The sequence below is a fragment of the Streptomyces sp. CA-249302 genome (genome assembly GCF_050936785.1).
Classification (GTDB): domain Bacteria; phylum Actinomycetota; class Actinomycetes; order Streptomycetales; family Streptomycetaceae; genus Streptomyces.
This window is the reverse complement of the sequence record NZ_JBNJMG010000001.1, coordinates 4,001,903-4,021,019: the sequence shown is the minus strand read 5'-3', so window position 1 is coordinate 4,021,019 and position 19,117 is coordinate 4,001,903. Positions and strand designations below refer to the sequence as shown.

Genomic DNA, 19,117 nt, shown 5'->3' with positions numbered 1-19,117 from the left:
GAACTTCTGTCAACTGATGGGACCCTTCCATTTCCCGATGCATCGAACCCCTATCGGACTTACTTCTCCCGCTCTATGGTTTGGGTCCGGCACGTCGGCAATCCATCAGGTCTGGGGGACTTAATGGCCGACATTAAGAACGTTGTCGTTCTCGGCGACAGCATGTCCGACATCGGGAACAAGTGGATCTGGCCGTGGGGTGAAATCGGCCGGCTCACCCGGAGGATGCGCGTAAACGAGACGGGTCGTTTCAGCGACGGCCGGAACTGGGCCGACTTCCTGGTCGAATGGGCCACCGGCGAGACGCTCATGTGGGGAAACCGTGAGCTGTCGATCCGCAAGTCCAACGACTACCGCACGCTGTCGAAGTATTCGACACTGGAAGTCGGCAGCTGGGACCGGCCGGTGGAAATGCGACCGTGGAAAACCCTGGAGGACTATATCGCGGAGCTGAAAAGGCCGCAGCCTCCGAAACCCGCGCCGCCCGAGCTCAGGTACGTCAACTACGCCATGGGCGGCTGCATCGTCACCATGGACTGGACGTTCCCGCCCAAGTTCGGTGCGCTCAGTTACCTCAGGGGGCAGGTGGAGGACTACATTCTCCAGCGCCGCGAGATGGGCACGCAATTCGGCGGCCCCACGCTGCACGTCGTGTGGATCGGCCTCAACGACTTCGTCACCGTGCTGCGGCCCGACTACGACCCGGCGAAGACCCAGAACCTGCCGGCCACGGACGACTACGCGGCCTGGCGCACCTGGAGTCAGAACAACCCGGGACAGCTCACCGGCGGTGTGGGCGTCTTCCCGGCCGTCGCGGAGATCCAGTCCCTGGTCGAGCTGATCAACTCCAGCTTCACGGACGGCGAGGGCCGGGGCGACCACCACTTCATGGTGGTGGACCTGCCCAGCGTCTACAACGCCATCAGGTACATGGAGGGCCTCGCCGAGCCGAACATGATCGAGGAGGCGCGGAAGATCGAGCCCGTCACCCGCCGCTACAACGCGATGCTGGCGAGCCTCGTGCAGCACTGGCCGGACGGGCCGAACGCGCCGCTGCCCAACAACGTCCAGCTCGTGCAGATGAGCCGCTGGATGAACTCCATCAGCGCCAACCTGCCCACCTGGCATCTGGAGCGGGAGCCCCAGGACAGGGGAGTGCCGGTCCACTACGAAATCAGCATGCCACCGGGGGCGAAGGACCCGGTCCCCTCGAACATGCGCCGGCGCATCACCACCAGCGACCTGGGGCATCCGACCGAGGCGGTCTACCACCTCATCGCCCGCTACTTCGTCAGCGAGATGCTGAAACGCCACACCCTGGGCAGGCTCGACGCCGCCACCTGGACGAAGAACAAGCCCTTCCCGGACCTGCCGGACGAACCACAGGGCTGAGACCGGGCGGTTCCGCAGGAGAATCCGGGCGGTTCCGCAGGAGAAGCGGATAACGGATCGCACATCTCTTCGCTCCCCGTGCAACCTTTCGCAGGTGTCGGTGGGTCAACTGGGGCATGAGAAACCGGATATCCGGCGAGCGACTCAACGGGTCCGGCCGCGCGAGAGTGCTCGTGGCGGCCGGACTCGGTGTGTCAGCGCTCGTGACGGCCCTCGCCCCCGCCGCCGCGGCGGCCACACCCACCGTCAGCTGTACGTCCTCCAAGGCGGCCCTCGCCACCAAGCTGAAGAAGGACATCACCGCCGCCCTGGCCGACCGCAAGGGCACCGTCGCGGTCGGCCTCTACGACCGCTCCACCAACACCACCTGCTCGCTGCGGGCCACCAACTCCTACGACTCCGCGAGCGTGGTGAAGGTGACCGTGCTCGCGACCCTGCTCTGGGACGCGAAGAAGCACAACCGCTACCTGACCGACACCGAGGCCGCCCGCGCCAAGGCCATGATCACCAAGTCGGACAACGACGCGACCAGCAAGCTCTGGAAGCAGCTCGGCCTGACCAAGATCAAGGGCTTCCTCTCCGCCGCCGGCATGACGAAGACCGTCCCCGGCGCGAACGGCTACTGGGGCCTGACCCAGATCAACGTCACCGACGAGCAGAAGCTGCTCAAGCTGGTCACCGCGAAGAACTCGGTGCTGAGCGACAACTCCCGCGCCTACATCCTGAAGCTGATGGGCCAGGTCATCTCGTCGCAGCGCTGGGGCACCCCGTACGGCCGCCCGGCCGGCGTCACCTGGCACGTCAAGAACGGCTGGCTGCAGCGCTCCACGCACGGCTGGCGGGTGCACAGCGTCGGCACCTTCACCGGCGGCGGCCACGACTACATGATCACGGTGCTCACTTGGGACAACAGCACCATGAACTACGGCATTACGACCATCCAGGGCGTCGCAAAGGCAATTCACAAGGATCTGGCCGCAAGCTGACGCTTCACGCGTCGGACTCCCGTGCGTCACCGACCCGTCCTACGGTGACGCCCATGCGCCTGAGAAACGTACTCGCGACCGCCACCGCGGCCCTGGCGGCGGCCACCTGTCTGTCCGCCGCCGGGCCCGCCGCGGCCACCGATGTTGTGGCCGCCAACTCCCTTCCGGGGAACGCCTGTTCACCGTCCGTCTCGATCGACCGCTTCTCCGACGCGCTCGACAAGACGACGTACCAGGGCACCTTCGTCGGCAACTTCTCCGCGCTCGCCGTGGACAAGGACGGCTCCCTCGCAGCCCTGGAGGACCGCTCGTCCCTCTTCGACCTGGACGCGAAGACGCTCGCGCCGAAGCGGGTCGTGCAGCTCGCCGACGAGAACGGCGCCGCGCTGGACTCCGAGGGCCTGGTCATCGACGGCGACGGCACCCGCCTGATCACCTCGGAGACCGAGCCGTCGATCCGCCGCTACAGCGCCGACGGCAAGATCCTGGACCGCCTCCCGGTCCCGTCCTCGCTGCTGGTCGCCCCCGCCGGCCGGGCCACCACGAACCAGACCTTCGAGGGCCTGACCCTCCTCCCCGGTGGCCACACCCTGCTGGCGTCCATGGAGTACGCGATCTCCGGCGACTCGACCGGCATCGTCCGCTTCCAGACCTGGACCCGCACCAAGGGCGACCACTGGAAGCTCGGCGCCCAGTACGCCTACCGCACCGACGAGGCCATCCTCGGCGTCCCCGAGGTCCAGGCCCTGCCCGACGGCCGCCTCCTCGTCCTGGAGCGCGGCTTCACGTCCGGCGTCGGCAACACGGTCCGCCTCTTCGTCGCCGACCCGCGGCACGCCACGGACACCAGCGGCATCGAGAACCTCACGGGCCAGTCGGACGTCCGCCTGATCAGGAAGACGCTCCTCACGGACATCGCCGACTGCCCGTCCCTCGGCGCCACCGCCAAGCAGCCCCAGCCCAACCCGCTCCTCGACAACATCGAGGGCATGGTGATCACGGGCCATGACAAGGGCCGCTTCAAGGTCCTGCTGGTCAGCGACGACAACGCGGGCGCGACCCAGACGACCCGGTTCTACTACCTGACGGTCAGGCCGGGGCACTAACCTGCCGATACCGGCCGGGCGTGGACCTCACCGCCCGGCCGTGATCAGCTTCCGCGCGAGGCTCGCGATCTCCGGGACCAGGGCGCCCGCGTAGTTGGACAGCACCACCACGCCCCAGCCGGTCTCCGGGAACACCTCGACCGACGTCGACACGCCGAGGGTGCTGCCCCCGCCGTGGCTGAACGTCCACCGGCCCGAGACGAGCGCCCCGACGGGGCCGTAGCACTGGAAGAGCGCCTGTGCGGGGACGCCGGTGTCGTCGCCGGTCGGGGCCGTGGGCGCCGGGGGCAGCGGCACCTTGCCGCTCAGCATCAGCGGCGTCCAGCCCGGGTCGAGGAGCCGCCCCCGCCACAGCAGACGTCCGAAGCGGTCGAGGTCGGCGCAGGTGGTGAACGCGTCCCCCGCCGGATCGCCCACCACGTACCGGGCCTCCGGGACGCCGTCGGTCCAACTGCCCTGTCCGTCCGGGTAGTAGGGGTGCGCGATGTTCCGGCCCGCCTGCCACTGCGGTCTGGTGAGGAAGCGTGTCCGGGTCATTCCGGCCGCGGCGAAGACGTACCGCCGCACGTAGTCGTAATACGACATCCCGGTCACCTTCTCGACGATCGCGCCGAGCAGGACGTAGCCGGAGTTGCTGTAGGCCCAGCCCGCGCCCGGCTGGAAACCGGGCTCGGACTGCCGGATGAGGTCGACGAGGCCCTTCATGGTCTGCTCCGGGGTGGTCCAGCCGGCCTCGGCCGCCTGGTAGCCGGGCAGCATGTGGACGTCGCCGAACCCCGAGGTGTGGGTGAGGAGTTGGTGGACGGTCACGTTGTCGGCGACGGAGGAGGGGAAGCCGTCGAGGTAGGTGCCGAGGCGGGCGCCGTAGGTGACCTTGCGCTGCTGTGCCAGCTGGTGCACGGCGACCGCGGTGAACAGCTTCGTCACCGAGGCCAGGGCGAAGAGCGTGTCCGGCCCGTTCGGGACGGATCGCTGCTTGTCGGCCATGCCGTACGAGCGGGCCAGTACGGTCCGGCCGCCGCGGGTCAGCAGCAGCGAGCCGGAGAACTCGTCCGCCGCCGCCTCGGCCGCCACGTAACGGTCGAACTCGCCGCCGGGCCGCAGACCTTCGGGCACCGGGCCGGACCGGTCGTCCGCCGCGGCCGGGACGGCGGCGCCGGTCACCAGCCCGCCGGCCGAGGCCGCGCCGAGCGCGCCGATCACTGAACGCCGGGAGGGACTGGCCGACATGGTTGATTCCTTTCGCAGTCGAGGTGGAGCGGCAGCAGGTCTACCGGGCCGCGGGTATGCGTGATCGTTCGTCCGCCCATACGGGATCCATAGGTCCCGGTGGCGATAATCCGGGCCCATGAGGGTGCTCTTGGTGGAGGACGAACAGCCCTTGGCCGGATACATCGCGACCGGCCTGCGCAAGCACGGCTTCGCCGTCGACCTCGCCGGGGACGGCGCGGTGGCGCTGGAGAAGAGCGAGGTCAACTCGTACGACGTCGTGGTCCTCGACCGGAGTCTGCCGGTGGTGCACGGCGACACGGTGTGCCGGCGCCTGGCGGCCCGGGGAGCCACCCGCATCCTGATGCTGACCGCCTTCGGCGCGGTCGAGGACCGGGTCGACGGGCTCCTCCTCGGCGCCGACGACTACCTCGGCAAGCCGTTCGCGTTCGCCGAACTGGTCGCCCGGGTGCACGCGTTGGCCCGGCGCAGCGCCCCCGCCCGGCCAACGGTGCTGCGGGCCGCCGACGTGACCCTCGACCCCGCGCGGCTCACCGCCGAACGGGCCGGGCGGCTGCTCTCGCTGGCACCCAAGGAGTTCGGCGTGCTCACCCAGCTGCTGTCGGCGGGCGGTGCGGTGGTCAGCGCCGAGACCCTGTTGGAGAAGGTGTGGGACGAGCACGCGGATCCGTTCACCAACGCGGTCCGGATCACCGTCGGCACACTGCGCCGCAAGCTCGGCGACCCACCGCTGATCGAGACGGTGACCGGCGCGGGCTACCGGCTGCGGGCGTGACGCGTCGATGTCCCTGCGCCCGACCGCGCGCAGCCGACTCACCCTGCTCTACACCGCGTTGGTGCTGATCACGGGAGCGCTGCTCAGCCTCTTCACCTATCTGCTGACGCGCCGGAGCCTGGGTGAGCGCAGGACCGTCGTGCGGTACACCGCCACACCGAGCGGCACCGAGCCACCGCCACCGCTGGACTCCTCGGAGCTGGCCCGGCAGGTCCGCGACGACACCCTCGCCACCCTCGTGCGCCAGGAGTGGATCGCGCTGGCCGCCGTGACCCTGCTGGCCATCCTGCTCGGCTGGCTGCTGGCCGGCCGGATACTGCGGCCGATCCGCACGATCTCCGCCACCGCGCGGCGCCTGTCCGCGGAGAACCTGTCCGACCGGATGCCGGTCAGTCCCGCGCGCGACGAGCTCGCGGCGCTGGCCGAGACCGTCAACGGGATGCTGGACCGCATCCAGCGCGGCATCGCCGAACGCGACCGGGCGCTGGAGAGCCAGCGGCTGTTCACCGCCAACGCCGCGCACGAGCTGCGCACCCCGCTCGCCACCATGCGCACCGCGATCGACGTGACCCTCGACGGCGAACCCGACCGGACGGAACTGCTGGCCATGGCCGAGGACGTCCGGACCGCGGCCGAGCGCAGCCGCCGCACGCTGGACGGCCTGTTCGCGCTGGCCCACAGCCACGCGGGCCTGGGCGAGTCCCGCGCGGTGGACCTCGCCACGGTCGCCGCGGGCGCACTGGCGGCCGCCACCACGGGGCTGACCGCGAAACACCTCACGGCCCACCAGGACCTGCGACCCGCGCCGACGCACGGCGACCCGGTGCTGCTGGAACGCATGGCGGCCAACCTGATCGGCAACGCCGTCCGGCACAACCACCCCGAGGGCCGGATCACCGTCACGACCGGCCACACGCCGGCCGGCGGCTTCCTCCGGATCACCAACACCGGCCGGACCGTCCCGGCGGAACGGGTGGACCGCCTCCTCCACCCCTTCGTCCGCGGCGACGACGGCCGCACCGCCCCCGACGAGGGCGCCGGCCTCGGCCTCTCCATCGTCCGCGCGGTGGTCCTCGCCCACCACGGCGAGATCACGGCGACCGCCAACCCCGACGGCGGCCTGGACATCAGGGTCTGCCTGCCGTCTCGGCCGCGGTGAGGCGCCCGCGTTCACGAGGGCACCGGATAGCGGAGGGCCCCGGCGTCGGGGCCGTCCGTGTCCGCGAAGTCGTAGCGTGTGCCCGCGAGATGCCACCGGTAGGTTCCGTCCACCCACGCCAGCAGTGCGTCGGCCTGGCGCCGTTCCGTCGCGCCGACCCTGGCGTCGGCGTGCAGTGCGGTGACCAGGGCCCCGAGGTCGTGGTGGACGGCGGAGACCAGGGCGAGGGCGCACGGGAAGGTCTGCTCCGGGCGGATGCCGTACTCCTGGGCCAGGACCCTGAAGAGGGTGAACTCCTCGCCCCGGCGGATCTCCATGGGATAGGAGATCAGGTCGTTGACCAGGCTGGTGAGCAGCCCGGTCGCCGCCGAGATCCGGGCCAGGCCGTAGGTGTACGGCTCATGGGGGTCCAGCAGATCCGGCTGGAGCCGTTGCAGCAGGGAGGCCTCGTCGATGGCCAGGCAGAGCGCCCGGTAGTCCAGGTACTCCGCCAGCGAGGGCAGCCGACCGGTGCGTACCCAGTGCCGGCGGCGGCACCAGGCCCCCAGAATGCCGAGGACTCCCCGGGCGAACCCGGGGACCAGCGACGCGTCGAGCCGCAGCACACGCTCCCGGATGTCGGCAACGGCCCGGACCAGGCGGTGCGCGCCCTCGGGCGGCTCCCCTCGGCGCATGACCCCGTCCACGGCGTCCGTGAAGGCCTCGATGGTGACGTCGGCGTAGATGAGCTCGTCGTTCACCGCCGCGAGCCACGCGTAGTAGCGGGCGAGGATGCCGACCACCTCGACCGGGGCGTCCGGCATCACATAGCAGGGCACCAGCATGGACTGGTCGAGCCGGTGTCCGCCGGGCGCCGCCCCGTCCGCGATGTGGAACTCCTCGGCCCACTCCCGCACCGCGGCCGCGATGTCCCCGGTGTCCGGATGGACACGCGCCGGCCCGTGCAGCCGTTCCAGATGGGCGCGGAACCAGATCAGCAGTTCACGTGCCCGTTCGAGATCCGCAGGTCTGCCGCCCATCGCACCGTTCCCCGTCCGCCCGTCGCGACCCGTCCGCTCCACTGAACCGGCCCGCCCCACGGCACGCCAGGCCCTGCTCGGGGGCGTACGTGCTTGTGGTGAGGCACGGGGCGCGTCAGGGCGGTCCCGAAGAGCGCCGGTTTCCGCCCCCGATTGTTGCGGCGGGATGAAATCACCGCTCCCCGGCGTTGTGCCCTTCCGGCAGAGTGCGACGTGGCGACGGAGGGTACCGGCGTGGGACAGCGGCAGGGATGGGCACGGCGGCTCGCCGGATACGCCTGGCGGTATCCGAAGGACGTCGTGCTGGCCCTGGGGTCGAGCCTCGCCGGCATGGCGGTCATGGCGCTCGTCCCACTGGTCACCAAGGTGATCATCGACGACGTCATCGGTGACCACTCCCGTTCCATGGCCCCCTGGGCCGGCGTCCTGCTGGCCGCCGCGGTGGCCGTCTACGCGCTCACCTACATCCGCCGCTACTACGGCGGCCGCCTCGCCCTCGACGTCCAGCACGACCTGCGGACCGAGATGTTCGAGACGATCACCCGGCTCGACGGCCGGCGCCAGGACGAGCTGTCCACCGGCCAGGTCGTCGGCCGCGCCACCAGCGACCTCCAGCTGATCCAGGGCCTGCTCTTCATGCTCCCGATGACCATCGGGAACGTCCTGCTCTTCCTGATCTCCCTCGTGATCATGGCCTGGCTGTCGCTCCCGCTGACCCTGGTCGCCCTCGCCGTCGCGCCCGCCCTCTGGTGGATCGCCAAGCGCTCCCGCTCCAAGCTCCACCCCGCCACCTGGTACGCCCAGGCCCAGGCCGCCGCGGTCGCGGGCGTGGTCGACGGCGCCGTCAGCGGCGTACGCGTGGTGAAGGGCTTCGGGCAGGAGGACCAGGAGACCGGGAAGCTGCGGGAGGTCGGCCGGAAGCTCTTCGCCGGGCGGCTGCGCACCATCCGCCTGAACAGCACGTACACCCCCGCCCTCCAGGCCGTCCCCGCCCTCGGCCAGGTCGCCATGCTGGCACTCGGCGGCTGGCTCGCCGTCCGCGGCCACATCACCCTCGGCACCTTCGTCGCCTTCTCCACCTACCTCGCCCAGCTGGTCGGCCCGGTCCGCATGCTGGCCATGGTCCTCACGGTCGGCCAGCAGGCGCGGGCGGGCACCGAGCGCGTGCTCGAGCTGATCGACACCGAGCCCTCGATGACGGACGGGACGAAGGAGCTTCCCGCCGACGCGCCTGCCACGGTCGAGTTCGACGACGTCTCCTTCGGGTACGAGGGCGCCCCCGGCAAAACCAGTCCCGTCCTCGACGGGCTCAGCTTCGAGATCCGCCCCGGCGAGACCCTCGCGGTCGTCGGCTCCTCCGGCTCCGGCAAGTCCACGGTCTCCCTCCTCCTCCCGCGCTTCTACGACGTCACCCACGGCGCCGTCCTCGTCGGCGGCCACGACGTCCGCGAGCTGACGCAGGACTCCCTCCGGGCCGCGATCGGGCTGGTCCCCGAGGACTCCTTCCTCTTCTCCGACACCGTGCGCAACAACATCGCCTACGGGCGCCCCGACGCGACCGACGAGGAGATCGAGAAGGCCGCCCGCGCCGCGCAGGCGGACCGTTTCATCAGAGAGCTCCCGGACGGTTACGGCACCACGGTCGGCGAGCACGGCCTCACCCTGTCCGGCGGCCAGCGCCAGCGCGTCGCCCTGGCCCGCGCGATCCTCACCGACCCGCGCCTCCTCGTCCTCGACGACGCCACCTCCGCGGTGGACGCGAGGGTCGAGCACGAGATCCACGAGGCCCTGAAGGAGGTCATGCGGGGCCGGACCACGCTGCTCATCGCCCACCGCCGCTCCACCCTCAACCTCGCCGACCGCATCGCCGTCCTCGACGCCGGCCGCCTCGCCGACATCGGCACCCACGAGGAGCTCCAGCAGCGGTCCGCCCTCTACCGCCGCCTCCTCACCGACCCGGACGAGCTCGGCGGCGTCTCACCCGGCCACACCCCGCCCGCCTGCCCCCAGGAGGACACCTCCGTACGGGACGAGCTGGACGCCGAGTTCGACGCCGAGCGGGGCATCACCCCGCGGCTGTGGGCGGGCGAGCGCGTCCCCCGGGACACCGCGATGGAAGGCATGCCGGCCACGCCCGAACTCCTCTCCCAGGTCGAGGCGTTGCCCCCGGCCACCGACACCCCGGACATCGACGAGGCACGGGCGGTACGGCCCGAGGAGTCGTACGGACTGACCCGGCTGCTACGAGGCTTCGGGCTGCCCCTGCTGGTCAGCCTCGGGCTCGTCGCCGTGGACGCCGGGATGGGGCTGCTGCTCCCGGTCCTGATCCGGCACGGCATCGACAAGGGCGTCTCCGCGATGGCGATCGGCGCGGTGTGGGCGGCGGCGCTGCTCGGGCTGGTCGCGGTGGTCGTGCAGTGGGCGGCGCAGATCGGTGAGACCCGGATGACCGGCCGCACCGGCGAGCGGGTGCTGTACTCGCTCCGGCTGAAGATCTTCGCGCAGCTCCAGCGGCTCGGACTCGACTACTACGAGCGGGAGTTGACCGGCCGGATCATGACCCGGATGACGACCGACGTCGACGCCCTCTCGACCTTCCTGCAGACCGGTCTGGTCACCGCGTTCGTCTCGGTCGTCACCTTCTTCGGCATCATGGTCGCCCTGCTGGTGATCGACGTGCAGTTGGCGCTGGTCGTCTTCGCGACGCTGCCGCCGCTGGTCGTCGGCACGTTCTTCTTCCGCCGGGCGAGCGTGAAGGCTTACGAACTCGCCCGTGAGCGGGTGTCGTCGGTCAACGCCGACCTCCAGGAGTCGGTGTCCGGGCTGCGGATCGTGCAGGCCTTCCGGCGCGAGCGGGACGGCGGGGCGCGGTTCGCGGAGCGCAGCGACAGCTATCGCCGGGCCCGCATCCGGGGCCAGTGGCTGATCTCGGTCTACTTCCCGTTCGTGCAGCTGCTGTCCTCGGTCGCCGCCGCGGCCGTGCTGATCGCGGGCGCCGGGCGGGTCGACGACGCCACGCTCACCACCGGCGCGCTGGTCGCCTACCTCCTCTACATCGACCTGTTCTTCGCGCCGGTCCAGCAGCTCTCCCAGGTCTTCGACGGCTACCAGCAGGCCACCGTCTCCCTGGGCCGCATCCAGGAACTCCTCCAGGAGCCGACCTCCACCAAGGCCGCCGACGAGCCTCTCGAAGTCCTCTCCCTGCGCGGCGAAGTCGCCTTCGAGGACGTGCACTTCGCGTACGGCGAGGACGAAGAGGCGCTGGGCGGCATCGAGTTGAGGATCCCGGCCGGGCAGACGGTCGCGTTCGTCGGCGAGACCGGCGCCGGGAAGTCGACCCTCGTGAAGCTCGTCGCACGGTTCTACGACCCCACCGGCGGCCGGGTGACGGTCGACGGCACCGACCTCCGTGCCCTCGACATCACCTCGTACCGCCACCGGCTCGGCGTCGTCCCGCAGGAGGCGTACCTCTTCCAGGGCACCGTCCGGGACGCCATCGCCTACGGCCGCCCCGACGCGACCGACGCCGAGGTGGAGGCGGCCGCCCGCGCGGTGGGCGCCCACGAGATGATCGCGACCCTCGACGGCGGCTACCTCCACGAGGTCGCCGAACGCGGCCGCAACCTCTCGGCCGGCCAACGCCAGCTCATCGCACTCGCCCGCGCCGAACTCGTCGACCCCGACGTCCTCCTCCTCGACGAGGCGACGGCCGCCCTTGACCTGGCCACGGAAGCCCAGGTCAACCAGGCCACGGACCGCCTGGCGGGCCGCCGTACGACCCTCGTGGTCGCCCACCGCCTGACCACCGCGGCCCGCGCGGACCGGGTGGTCGTGATGGACCACGGGCGGGTCGTGGAGGACGGCACGCACGACGAACTGCTGGCCCTTCAGGGGCGGTACGCCGAGCTGTGGCGGACGTTCGTCGGCGCGCCGGACCCCGAGGAGCCGGTCGGCGCGGCGCGGTGAGCGGTCAGGTGTCCTGCTTCTCCCACTTGGGGCCGCGCTGCTTCCAGCGGGCGAGGACGGGCGCGGAGATGATCGCGCCGCCGTGCTCCTTCTCCTGGATGCGCTGCGCCTGAGCGAGCTTGTCCGCGACGGCCTGCCAGTCGACGGTCGGCTGACCCGCCAGGCTCAGCGCGTCGTTCAGCGCGCTCGACCGAGGCGTCATCGCGCCCGATTCGATGTTGAAGTCGGTGCCGGAACCGGGGTCGCCCGTCCGTGTGTCGCTGGCCGGCCCCATCTCCAGGTTGGCGGGCATGTTGTGCAGCGCCTTGACGTCCTCGGCCGTGGAGGCCAGCACGGCCCGGATCCTGTCCAGGAAGACGAAGAGCGGCGCCGCCTGCGGCCCGTCCCGCTCCGCCGCCGCCATGATGCGGTCCAGTTCGCTGCGGGAGATCTTGTGGTGCAGGGTGGTCCGGTCGCCCCAGTGCGGATAGGCGATGCGCAGCTTCGCGTGCGCCGAGGTCACCGCGCCCGCCGCCCATTTGCTGCTCCTGCCGTTCCCCTCGCCGGCGGTCTGGAAGCCGGGCTCGTGCTCCGCGTTCCCCAACTCCTCGCGGAACGCCCCCGGCAGGTCCTCGTCCTCCAGTACGGCGTCGAGGGTCTTGTAGGCGGTCCCGATGCCGAGGTTCTCCAGGATGAGTTCCTTCTCGTTCGGCGGCTTCGCCTTGAACCCCTCGTCGAGGGCGTCGAAGAAATCGACGATCTTCTCCTGCTCGCTCTTCTCGGCCACCGGCTCCGCCTCCGGCTCCTGGGCCGCCGCGGCCTTCTTGCCCTTCCTGGCCGTCTTCTCCTTCATGCGCTGGATCGTGCCGGGTTCCCCGTCCGCACCGGTCGCGACCGAGCGCTGCACCGCCGCCCCGCCGGACATCACCTGGTCGGCCACCCGCTCCGCCGACTGCTCGAAGTGGTCGGAGGGGTCGCTGATCCGCACCCCGCTGCCGTCGTCGGTGCCGGCCACCGCGCCGGCGCGCTGCTGGCGTACATGCTCCAGCTCATGGGCGAGGGTCTTCTTGTCGACCGTGCCGCGGAACACGATGTGGTTGGTGTGCGTGGTGTACGCCTCGGCCCCGACGGCCTCGCTGGAGGCGCGCGCCGCGGTGCCGGTGTGCAGGGAGACGTCGGAGAAGTCCTCGCCGCCGAACCTGCCTTCCATCTCCCGCTGCAGCGAGGCGTCCATCCGGCTGCCCCCGGAGCGCACCAACGAGCCCACGTCGTCGGCGACCCGCCGCTGCACGGTGGGCTCATGGCCGCAGCCGGCCCCGTGCCGGTGCTCCTCGCCGGCCGCCCGCTCCCGCTGCAGCTCGATCATCCGCGTCACCGCGGCGTTGCCGGCGGTGCGCTGCAGAGCGGCGACCGCCTGCGGGGAGTGCGTCCCGGCGGCGGCCTCGGCCACCCCGGCCACCAGGGGCGACGGGGCCGGCGGACGGTGGGCACCGGTGTTCTTCTCCGGCAGTTCCTTGGCGTGCACGGCGGGACCTCCTCGGGACTCCCCTGCATCTCCACACAGTCGGCGGGCCGCTACAAGAGCCGGGAGGGCAGACCCGAGTGCACGAAGGTCCCGCAACCATCCGACGTACGTCATGCGTCCGTACACCCGTACGCCCATAGACGGTGCACGGGAGGGACACAGTGGACACTGGTGCGATACGTCGGCGGATCGCGCTCGGCATGGCCGTGCTGACCGCGTCCGGACTGCTCGCGCTCGCCGCGCCGGGCAGCGCGCAGGCGGCCGACTCGTACTGCCCCGGCCGCAAGGTGAAGGAGCTGCCCTTCTCCACCGGCACCGTGTACGTCTACAAGTCCGACGGGGGGTACGTCTGCGCCGTCACCTTCCCCAAGCACTCCTCCTCGGCCAAGCGCTCCATGTCGGTCAGCGTCCAGGCCCGCGGCAACCGCCCGGTCGTCGACAAGGGCAAGTACAGCCACCACGCCGGACCGATCACCGTGCACGCCGGACACCGGTGCGTGCGGATCAAGGGGTCGGTGGGGTCGGGCAAGGTGAGCTCCGGCTGGATTCTGTGCTGACGCAACATCCCCTGGTGTGACGGCAGTTGCTCCGATAGCTTCCGGTTCACAACTGCCTCACAGGGGAGGGTGCATGCGCAAGGCGCTCAGATGGCTGCTCGCGCTCGTCGTGCTCATAGGCACGCTGAGCACGGCCGGGGCGGCCACCGCCGCCCAGTCGGAGGCCACCGGCACCGACATCAAGGATCAGCTGCTCGCGATACCCGGGATGAGCCTGATCGAGGAGAAGCCCTACACCGGCTACCGCTTCTTCGTCCTGAACTACACCCAGCCGGTCGACCACCGGCACCCGTCCAAGGGCACCTTCCAGCAGCGGATCACCGTGCTGCACAAGGACGTCAGCCGCCCGACGGTCTTCTACACCGGCGGCTACAACGTCTCCACCAACCCCAGCCGCCGTGAGCCGACCCAGATCGTGGACGGCAACCAGGTCTCCATGGAGTACCGCTTCTTCACGCCCTCCCGGCCCGACCCGGCCGACTGGTCCAAGCTGGACATCTGGCAGGCGGCCAGTGACCAGCACCGTATCTTCAAGGCGCTGAAGAAGATCTACACCAAGAACTGGATCTCGACCGGCGGTTCGAAGGGCGGCATGACCGCCACGTACTACGAGCGCTTCTACCCGAAGGACATGGACGGCGTGGTCGCCTACGTCGCCCCGAACGACGTCGTCAACGACGAGGACTCCGCCTACGACCGCTTCTTCACCAAGGTCGGCACCGCGGAGTGCCGCGACCGGCTGGACGCGGTGCAGCGCGAGGCGCTGGTGCGCCGGGAGCCGCTGGAGAAGAAGTACGCGGCCTACGCGGCCGAGAACGGCTACACCTTCACCACCATCGGCAGCCTGGACCGCGCCTACGAGGCCGTCGTCCTCGACTACGTCTGGGGCTTCTGGCAGTACAGCCTGCTCTCCGACTGCGCCACCATCCCGGCGGACGCGAAGACCGCGAGCGACGACGACATCTGGAACTCCGTCGACACGATCTCCGGCTTCTCCTTCTACACCGACCAGGGCCTGGAGCCGTACACGCCGTACTACTACCAGGCGGGCACCCAACTCGGCGCGCCCACCATCCACTTCCCGTACATCGAGAAGAAGTACATCCGGTACGGCTACCAGCCGCCCCGGAACTTCGTGCCGCGGTCGATCCCGATGAAGTTCCAGCCGTACGCGATGCGCGACGTCGACACGTGGGTGAAGCACAACGCCCACCACATGCTCTTCGTCTACGGCCAGAACGACCCTTGGGGCGCGGAGCGCTTCCGCGTCGGGAAGGGCTCCAAGGACGCGTACGTCTTCACCGCGCCCGGCCTCAACCACGGCGCCAACGTCGCCGGTCTGGTGGCGGACGAGAAGACGCTCGCCACCGCCCGCATCCTGGCGTGGGCCGGCGTCCCGGCCGCCTCCACCGCCCAGGCGAAGCCGCTGGCCGCCTTCGACAAGAAGCTGGACGTGCGTGACGTGCAGCGCGAGCCCACGCTGCGGCCGTAACTCCCGTGCTGCGCCCGGCCGTTGACCGGATCAGGTCACACCGGCCGGGCGCAGCCCACCGGTTCCCCGCCCTTCAGCCGTACGTACAGCGCGGTCCCCGTCGGACACAGTGACCGTTTCGCGACCGCCTTCACCACCCGGTACTGCGGCTTCTGCTTCGCGCTGCCGTCGCAGGCCGTCTCGCGGACCTGTCCGCTGCCGGAGCCGTAGACGCAGTCGCCGACGATGGTGCGCGGGCCGCCCCCGCCGCCCGGGTCGCCGGGGTGCGGTGGCTCCAGGTTGCGCATACAGGCGTAGCCCTGCGGCACCGTGCCGTCGCCGTCCTCGTCGGAGGACGGGCTCTGCTCGCTGATGTGCAGCACGAAGTCCGTGGTCGCCGGACACAGCGGACCCTTGTCCACCTGGCCGTCGTAGCGCGCGATGACCCGCGCCGCCGCCCGCTCGCTCGTGCACGGCACCTCGGTGAAGCTCGACGTGCCGAACGAGCTGCACTCGTCGACCGCGAGGAACACCGCCCCGTAGCCCGAGGGCTGGGTGGCGGTGGCCCTCGGCGTCGAACTGGGCTCGTCGTCCTTCTCGGCGGCCGACGAGAAGGCCTGGCAGCCGGTCAGCAGAGCGGCGACCAGTACCAGCAGTGCGCAGACCACCCCCGCGGAACATCTCTCACGCATCGCAATCCCCCCGGGCACCTCCCCAGATGACCCGCATCCAGCGTGACCCGCCACAGCGGGCGCACGCCAGACGCGCGGGATGCTTTGAGCACTATGGGGGTCGTACGCCCGTTGTGTGGCGTACGCCCCCTGCGCCGCCTCTAGTACGACAGCCCGTACCCGATGGGGTACAGCACCTGCGTCGGATCGTCCGCCCGCTGCACCGGCACCGGCAGCTTCCCGCGCGGCGCCACCTTCCCGGCGATCACGCGCGCGGCCGCCCGGAGCTCGACGTCGGTCCAGGAGTATGCGGCCAGATGAGCGGGAACGGAAGGGAGTTGGGCCACGTCGTACGGATTCCGGATGGCGACCGCCACCACCGGCTTCTCGGTCGCCACCAGCTGCTCGGCGAGCGTCTTCTGGGAGCTGTTCGCGGTGACGTTGTACGTCCCGACGACGATCGCGTCCGCATCCTTGGCCGCCGCGACGGCCTGCGCGATGGTGGCGGCGGACGGAGCCGTGCCGGTACTCAACGCCGTTGCCGTGAAGCCGAGTTCGGTGAGGGCGCCGGCGAGGACGCCGGTCGGCGGGCCGGTCGTGCCCGACGGGGAGGCCGGATCGGCGCCCACGACCAGCACCTTCTGCTGCGTCCGCCGGGACAGCGGCAGCACACCGCCCTTGTTGACCAGCAGGGTGGTGGTCCGCTCGGCGATACGGTCGGCGGTCGCGAGGTGCGCGGCCGTGCCGACCACCCGGTCCACGCCCGCCCGGCTGACGTAAGGCTTCTCGAAGAGTCCGAGCCGCGCCTTCAGCCGCAGGATCCGCAGGATCGACTCGTCGAGCCGCGCCTCGGTCAGCTCTCCCCCCTGTACGGCCTTGAGGACGGCGTTCCAGGCGGTGGCGAGGTCGGGCGGGTTGAGGAGCTGGTCGACGCCGGCCTTGAGGGCGAGCACCGGCACGCGGTCGTCGCCGTACTTCGTGCGTACGCCCTCCATGCCCAGGGAGTCGGTCACCACGACCCCGTCGTAGCCGAGTTCGCCGCGCAGGATGCCGGTGAGGATCGGGTGGGAGAGGGTGGCCGGGTCGCCGGAGTCGTCCAGGGCCGGGAACTGGATGTGCGCGGTCATGATCGAGCCGATGCCGGCCTTGACCGCTGCCCGGAAGGGGACCGCGTCCAGCTTCTCCCAGACGTCGCGGGTGTGGGTGATGACCGGGAAGCCGTAGTGGCTGTCGACGGCGGTGTCGCCGTGCCCCGGGAAGTGCTTGGCCGTGGCCGCCACCCGCGACTTCTGGTACCCGGCGACCTCGGCGGCGACCAGACCGGCCACCGCGTCCGGGTCGGCGCCGAAGGAACGGACGCCGATGACCGGGTTGGCCGGGTTGATGTTCACGTCGGCGTCGGGGGAGTAGTCCTGGTTGACGCCGATCGCGCGCAGCTCGGCGCCCGAGATGCGGCCGAGGGTGCGGGCGTCCGCGCGGGAGCCGCCGGCGCCCATCGCCATGGCGCCCGGGAAGAGGGTGGCGGGCCTGCCGACGCGGCACACTATCCCGTGCTCCTGGTCGGTGGTGACGAGCAGCGGCAGCCCGCGCGGCTGCGTCAGCGAGGCCTTCTGGATGCCGTTGGAGAGGTCGGCGATCTGGTGCGGGTTCTCGGTGTTGTGCGCCCAGGTGAAGTAGATGATGCCGCCGACCCGGTACCTGGCGATCAGCTCCGCGGCCGTGCGGACGCCGATCTCCTTGAGGTTGGCGTCGACGTCGGCCTGGGCGGGATCGGTGGCGGAGTCGCCGTACACCCGCATGACGAAGAGCTGGCCGACCTTCTCCGGCAGGGTCATACGGGCGATGAGCGAGCGGAGCTTCTTGTCGTCGGTGGTACCGGCGTCGGCGGTGGTGGTGCCGAGGGCCAGAGCCGCGGAGACGCCTGCCGTGGCGGCGAGGACGGTACGTCTGGAGGGCACGTGCGCTCCTTCCGGGGTGATCCGCAGTGATCCAGAGTGATCCACTGAAGGAAACTTCCGTCCGGGAAGCAATATCCGGGAAGTTTCTGCCAGTCAAGGGAGCGCGCAGATGCCGGCGGAGAGAGAGGTGCCGCCATCGGCGCTGTTGGAGGGGGGCGCGCCGATGGCGGCTGTGCTGCCGGCCGCAGTACGGCGGAGAGGGTAGGTCAGCGATCGCAGCCAGCAGCGAGGGCCGACACCGCACGGCGGAGACTCATCCGGCAGCTTGCGGGTTGGACGAACGCTAGTCGGGCGGGGTTCCCGCCTTCCCGACGAATCCCGGAAGTAGGTGCCGGAGGGGTCAACGGGACGGATGTGCCGTGACCTTCGGCCACTGCTCCTGCAAGGTGCGTACGGTCTCTGCGATTGCCGGACGACGCGCGGCTCCTTTGCGCCACAGGGCGTACAACCGCCGAACGGGGGTGGGATCGAGCCGCACCTCGACGACCCCGGCCGGCAGCGGGCCCCGGCCGAGCCGTGGCACCAGGCAGATTCCCAGCCCGCCCGCCACCAGTGCCACGAGGGTCGGATTCTCGTCGGCCTGGTGGACGATCTCCGGCTCGTGGCCCGCGGCGCGCATCGTGCGCACCAGCCAGTCGTGGCAGACCCGGCCCGGCGGCTGGCACACCCAGCGCTGGCCGCCCAGCTCCTCCCGCCGCACCGACTCCCGCCCGGCGAAGGTGTGCCCGAGGGGTACGAGCAGGGTGCTTTGGTCGTCGCCGATCTTCGCGCTCTCGACCCCGGCCGGCACGGACAGCGGCGCCACGTCCCAGTCGTGCACGACGGCCAGGTCCACGGCCCCCTTGGCGACGAGATCGACGGAGAGATGCGGATCGACCTCGGTGAGCCGGGCGTCGAGGGCCGGATGCCGTACGGCGAGATCGGCGAGCACGGCGGGCATCAGCCCGCGCGCGGCGGACGCGAACGCCCCGATCGTCAGCCGCCCGGACGGCACTCCTCGCCGCTCCTCCATCTCGATCTCGGCCCGCTCGACGATGGCGAGCAACTCCTTGGCCGTATCCACGAGTTGATGAGCCTCCGGGGTGAGCCGCACCCCGCGCCCCTCCCGCTCCAGCAGCACGGTCCGGGTCTCCCGCTCCAGCTTGGTGATCTGCTGGGACACGGCGGAGGGCGTGTACCCGAGCGCGGCGGCGGCCGCGCCGACGGTGCCGTGGAGGGAGACGGCGTGCAGGGCGCGGAGACGCTGAAGATCGAGCACGGGAACCCCTGACCAATTAGCTTTGCTTCATCCGACCATGCAGCAATCATCGCTGGTGCTTCACG

The 19,117-nt window shown here is 70.7% G+C and carries 14 protein-coding genes; 8 read left to right on the top strand and 6 right to left on the bottom strand.

Features of this window, described 5'->3' with window-relative positions; translation table 11 throughout:
• Positions 1-162: 162 nt before the first annotated feature.
• From ACQEWB_RS18000 to ACQEWB_RS17990, 3 genes are all read left to right on the top strand, one after another.
• On the top strand, positions 163-1,392 hold the full coding sequence (locus tag ACQEWB_RS18000; protein WP_432832103.1) for a hypothetical protein: 1,230 nt from the start codon (positions 163-165) through the stop codon (positions 1,390-1,392).
• 116 nt (positions 1,393-1,508) lie between these two features.
• A complete protein-coding gene (locus tag ACQEWB_RS17995; protein ID WP_432832101.1) occupies positions 1,509-2,378 on the top strand; it encodes a serine hydrolase in 870 nt (289 codons plus the stop codon).
• A 53-nt stretch (positions 2,379-2,431) separates the two neighbouring features.
• Positions 2,432-3,484 carry an esterase-like activity of phytase family protein gene (locus ACQEWB_RS17990; RefSeq protein WP_432832099.1) on the top strand — a complete coding sequence of 351 codons (1,053 nt, stop codon included), beginning with the start codon at positions 2,432-2,434 and terminating at the stop codon, positions 3,482-3,484.
• 27 nt (positions 3,485-3,511) lie between these two features.
• On the opposite strand, the gene ACQEWB_RS17985 is transcribed toward ACQEWB_RS17990, so the two are convergent.
• Positions 3,512-4,714: a serine hydrolase domain-containing protein gene (locus ACQEWB_RS17985; protein ID WP_432832097.1), complete on the bottom strand. Its 1,203-nt coding sequence runs from the start codon at positions 4,712-4,714 to the stop codon at positions 3,512-3,514.
• A 118-nt stretch (positions 4,715-4,832) separates the two neighbouring features.
• On the opposite strand from ACQEWB_RS17985, the gene ACQEWB_RS17980 reads away from it, so the two are divergent.
• The gene (locus ACQEWB_RS17980; protein ID WP_432832094.1) at positions 4,833-5,489 is read left to right on the top strand and encodes a response regulator transcription factor; all 657 of its coding nucleotides are present in this window, start codon (positions 4,833-4,835) and stop codon (positions 5,487-5,489) included.
• Between the two features lie 7 nt (positions 5,490-5,496).
• Complete coding sequence (locus tag ACQEWB_RS17975; protein ID WP_432832092.1) at positions 5,497-6,648, top strand: sensor histidine kinase; 1,152 nt, start codon at positions 5,497-5,499, stop codon at positions 6,646-6,648.
• A gap of 11 nt (positions 6,649-6,659) precedes the next feature.
• On the opposite strand, the gene ACQEWB_RS17970 is transcribed toward ACQEWB_RS17975, so the two are convergent.
• Positions 6,660-7,667, bottom strand: a complete 1,008-nt coding sequence (locus ACQEWB_RS17970) for a terpene synthase family protein (protein WP_432832090.1) — start codon at positions 7,665-7,667, stop codon at positions 6,660-6,662.
• 234 nt (positions 7,668-7,901) lie between these two features.
• Between ACQEWB_RS17970 and ACQEWB_RS17965 the strand changes: the two genes are divergently transcribed.
• The gene (locus ACQEWB_RS17965) at positions 7,902-11,633 is read left to right on the top strand and encodes an ABC transporter ATP-binding protein (protein WP_432832088.1); all 3,732 of its coding nucleotides are present in this window, start codon (positions 7,902-7,904) and stop codon (positions 11,631-11,633) included.
• A gap of 4 nt (positions 11,634-11,637) precedes the next feature.
• Here the strand turns inward: ACQEWB_RS17965 and ACQEWB_RS17960 are convergent, their stop codons facing one another.
• A complete protein-coding gene (locus ACQEWB_RS17960) occupies positions 11,638-13,137 on the bottom strand; it encodes an eCIS core domain-containing protein (protein WP_432832085.1) in 1,500 nt (499 codons plus the stop codon).
• Between the two features lie 161 nt (positions 13,138-13,298).
• On the opposite strand from ACQEWB_RS17960, the gene ACQEWB_RS17955 reads away from it, so the two are divergent.
• Together ACQEWB_RS17955 and ACQEWB_RS17950 are read left to right on the top strand one after the other, a co-directional pair.
• Positions 13,299-13,694 carry a hypothetical protein gene (locus tag ACQEWB_RS17955; protein WP_432832083.1) on the top strand — a complete coding sequence of 132 codons (396 nt, stop codon included), beginning with the start codon at positions 13,299-13,301 and terminating at the stop codon, positions 13,692-13,694.
• Between the two features lie 73 nt (positions 13,695-13,767).
• The gene (locus ACQEWB_RS17950) at positions 13,768-15,186 is read left to right on the top strand and encodes a S28 family serine protease (protein ID WP_432832081.1); all 1,419 of its coding nucleotides are present in this window, start codon (positions 13,768-13,770) and stop codon (positions 15,184-15,186) included.
• A 35-nt stretch (positions 15,187-15,221) separates the two neighbouring features.
• Here ACQEWB_RS17950 and ACQEWB_RS17945 read toward each other — a convergent pair whose 3' ends face one another.
• The 3 genes from ACQEWB_RS17945 to ACQEWB_RS17935 all read right to left on the bottom strand — a co-directional run bounded on the left by ACQEWB_RS17945 (position 15,222) and on the right by ACQEWB_RS17935 (position 19,052).
• Positions 15,222-15,857 carry a hypothetical protein gene (locus tag ACQEWB_RS17945; RefSeq protein ID WP_432832079.1) on the bottom strand — a complete coding sequence of 212 codons (636 nt, stop codon included), beginning with the start codon at positions 15,855-15,857 and terminating at the stop codon, positions 15,222-15,224.
• Positions 15,858-15,997: 140 nt separating this feature from the next.
• Complete coding sequence (locus ACQEWB_RS17940; RefSeq protein WP_432832077.1) at positions 15,998-17,794, bottom strand: glycoside hydrolase family 3 protein; 1,797 nt, start codon at positions 17,792-17,794, stop codon at positions 15,998-16,000.
• Between the two features lie 340 nt (positions 17,795-18,134).
• Complete coding sequence (locus ACQEWB_RS17935) at positions 18,135-19,052, bottom strand: LysR family transcriptional regulator (RefSeq protein ID WP_432832075.1); 918 nt, start codon at positions 19,050-19,052, stop codon at positions 18,135-18,137.
• Between the last annotated feature and the right edge of the window lie 65 nt (positions 19,053-19,117).